Origin of the sequence: Stieleria sp. (assembly GCF_041595215.1) — a bacterium.
Lineage (GTDB): Bacteria > Planctomycetota > Planctomycetia > Pirellulales > Pirellulaceae > Stieleria > Stieleria magnilauensis.
Window position 1 is genome coordinate 1 of record NZ_JBFHKV010000971.1, and the last position, 3,295, is coordinate 3,295.

At 60.8% G+C, this 3,295-nt stretch carries 2 protein-coding genes; both read left to right on the forward strand.

From position 1 onward, the window contains the following. Nucleotides 1-689: 689 nt before the first annotated feature. Nucleotides 690-2,423 (forward strand): efflux RND transporter periplasmic adaptor subunit, encoded by a 1,734-nt coding sequence (locus ABX749_RS26950; protein WP_372898741.1) that lies wholly within the window; start codon nucleotides 690-692, stop codon nucleotides 2,421-2,423. A 3-nt stretch (nucleotides 2,424-2,426) separates the two neighbouring features. After that, nucleotides 2,427-3,295 (forward strand): efflux RND transporter permease subunit (locus ABX749_RS26955; RefSeq protein ID WP_372898743.1); only part of this gene is annotated, 869 nt, incomplete at its 3' end.

Here is a 3,295-nt window from a genome sequence, read left to right on the forward strand (position 1 = left end):
CAAACCAATCGCTTCCGCCGACTGCCGTAGCACCGAGTGGGGTAAGCTTCCAGCTTGCCAAACGCATTGCCGGCCGACGGGTGGGAAGCTCGCCACACGTTCCAATCCGATTGCACGCAGCGAAGGTTGTGCATGGCCGTTGGCCAAATTGAACCTCATTGCGATGCGGTTCCTGGGGCGGCGCAGCCCTCGCAAATGCTCGGTTTGCTTGCCCCAGGCTATGGGTATCCATGCCCTTTGGGCAAAAAGCGACTTGGGTAGATACGCATGCCCCCTGGGAGAGTCGCGGAGAAGTTTGCGACGACCCGGGGAGGGTGCTTTGGCGTCGTTGTCGGCACTGGTGGGTGCGGGGCCGCGGAAACCCTCCCCTCGCTGCGCTCGACCCTCCCGCACACGGGAGGGTGACTTCTGCACTTGATGCGTCTGCCCCTCGCTTCGCTCGGCCCTCCTGCCAGGAGGGTGACTTTAAAAACCGCACGACCTCCGTGGCCGGGGCTGACGAAGGCGTTTGAAAACCGCGTCCCCGCCGCCGACGCCAACCCGTCGAGCTCCGCCTACTTCGCCGCGCCTTTTTAATGGACCGCCGGTCGACTAAATGGAATGGGGTCGCTAGGATTCCCAGCGTGCCAGCAGGCGACAGCGTGCCCCATCAACCGACTCAGGAGACGAGAGTGTTCAAGAGGCTTGCCGTGACGAGCGTTGAAAAACAGGGCGTCCGTGCTCGGACCGGGGCGTGGGGGCTGGGGCTGGCGTTCGCCTGGTTTGTCCTGTCGACCACCGGCTGCGGCGAACCGACGATCGCGTCTCGGGAAAAAGCTCCGTTGCCGGTGACGGTGATGACGCTATCCAAATCGATCCCCCAATCCTCCTACTCCGCTTCGGGGAGTGTGAAATCGTGGAAGACCGAAGACCTCGGGTTCGAGGTGTCCGGTCGCGTCCAGTGGGTGCTTGAACCGGGGGAAGACATCGACGGTCGCCTGGTTGATCCCAAGGACAAAACCAAAGTCATCATGGAAGGCACGAAGCTGGCGCAGATCGAGCCGGCCCGCTATGAAATCGCGTTGCAGACCGCGGAAGCGAACTTGGACGTCGCGTTGCTGGGGAAAGAGGAGATCGAGATTCGGCTGGACGAATCGCTGCCCGCCCAGATCGAGTCGGCGGAAGCGGATTTGGAGTTGGCGAAAGCGGAATTCGATCGCATTGAAAAGCTGGCCGAACGCAACGCCGCGTCGCAAAGCGAATTTGAGCAAGCCAAGAACCTGGTCGCCACACGATCCGCCGCAGTGCTTTCCTTGTCGGCCAGCAAGAAACAAGCCCAGGCGCAACTGAAGTCTGCCGACGCCCAAATCAAGCGGGCCAAACAGGCGCTACGAGACGCCCAACGTGATCTGGACAACACCGTCCTGTACGGATCCTATCAGGGTCAGATTTCGAAGGTATCGGTCGTGCCCGGCAGCGTGGTCTCGGCCGGTTCTCCCGTGTTGACCCTGCAGATGACCAACCCGATCAAGGTCGAAGTCGAGTTGTCCGCGGCACAGTCTCGCAAGATGCGAAAGCGGCGCAGTTTGCCGGCATCGTTTGCGTTACCGGACGGCTCGGCCCGTCAAGCAACGGCGTTCGTGTACAACATCGACCCGAGTGCGGACCCGACCACTCGAACGTTCACCATGACACTGCTGATGCTCAATGAGAAGTTTGCCGACAAGGTGGCCGGCCCGATCGACGAGCGGCGTGTCGCGCGTTCGGAAGACCTTTGGCCGATCCGACTGAACCAGATGATGGGGACGGAACAAGGGGTGATTCTGGTCGAAGAAAAATCGATCCGCAACGATGAGGCGGGCGACTACGTTTACCTGGTGACCAACGCAAAGCATGATGAAGTCCTGCCGCCGATCCTCAAGGTGCGGCGTCAGGGCATCGTCAAGAACGATTTGCTGATTCCGTTCTTGGGCAACTGGTCGTTTCAATCAATCACCTTCGTCGATTCGCAGGGCCAGCCCGAGAGCGTCGACCCGGACTCGCTGTACGTCGGATTACTCGAAGACGGTCGACCACCCGGACCGGAATGGGATGGAGAATCGGTCGTCCTGGACGGCGGTTCACAGTGGATGCTTCGTCCCGGTGACCTGGTCGACATCGACCTGTCCGAAGAAGGCACGGAACTCGGGTTTCACGTCCCGGTCGAAGCGATCTTTAAGACATCGGACAAGTCGTCGCTGTTTGTCGTCCGCAGCGGCCGCGTCGAGGAGATTCCCGTCACGCTGGTCCCCGGTGACAACTTGGACGAAGGGTCCATGATGCAGGTGCAATCACCCAAGCTGAGTGAAGGCATGCTGGTGGTTCGCGACGGCGTGCATTTGTTGCGAGACGGCCAAACGGTCAACGTCGTCGGCCAGTCGCCTGTTGCGATGGAGTCGAACTAGGCCATGTCTGATTCATCGCCACCGTTGCCATCCTGGTCACTTGCGTCGCTTGCGGTCCGCTATCGCCCGATCGTCTTCTCGCTCGTCCTGCTCGGTCTGGCAATCGGGGCAGCCACCTTCGTGACGATACCGCGCCGCGAAGACCCCGAATTCACGATTCGCGTCTGTGTCGTCTCGACCGCCTGGCCCGGTGCCCCGGCCGTCACGGTCGAAGAACTGATCACCGACAAGATCGAACAAGACTTGGCCAGTATCGAGGAAGTCAAGCTGACGCGATCGACCACGGTGACGGGCCGGTCGACGATCTTCGTCGAACTGGAAGACAACATCGCACCGGACAAGATTCAAAACGTCTGGGACAAAGTCCGCGCCCGCGTCGACTTGGTTCCGATGCCTGCATCCGACGTGCGTCCGATCGTCAACGATGAATTCGGTGATACCGCGGTGTTGGTGCTGGCCGTTCACCAAACCCCTTCGGGCGGTCGAGAGACCATCCGCCCCCAGGATCGATACTCGCCACGCGAACTCGAACGATTTGCCGAAGACGTGCAGGACGCGTTGCGGTTGTTGCCCGGCGTTGCGAAAGTCGACATGTTTGGTGAACGCGAGGAAGCGATCTACATCGAGACCGAGATGGCGAATTGGGCACAGATCGGACTGACCACCGCCCAGCTCGAAACGCTGGCCCAGGAACGAAACATCATCCAGGCAGGCGGCGAACTCGACACCCGAGCGGGTCACTATTCCGTCAAGACGGGCGGAGAGTTCAATGCAGTGGAAGAGATCGCGCAAATCGCCAGCACCGTCCGCACCGATGACGGGGACAACAGCGTTCCGCTGACGGAATTCGGGCTGACGATCCAGCGCGGGTA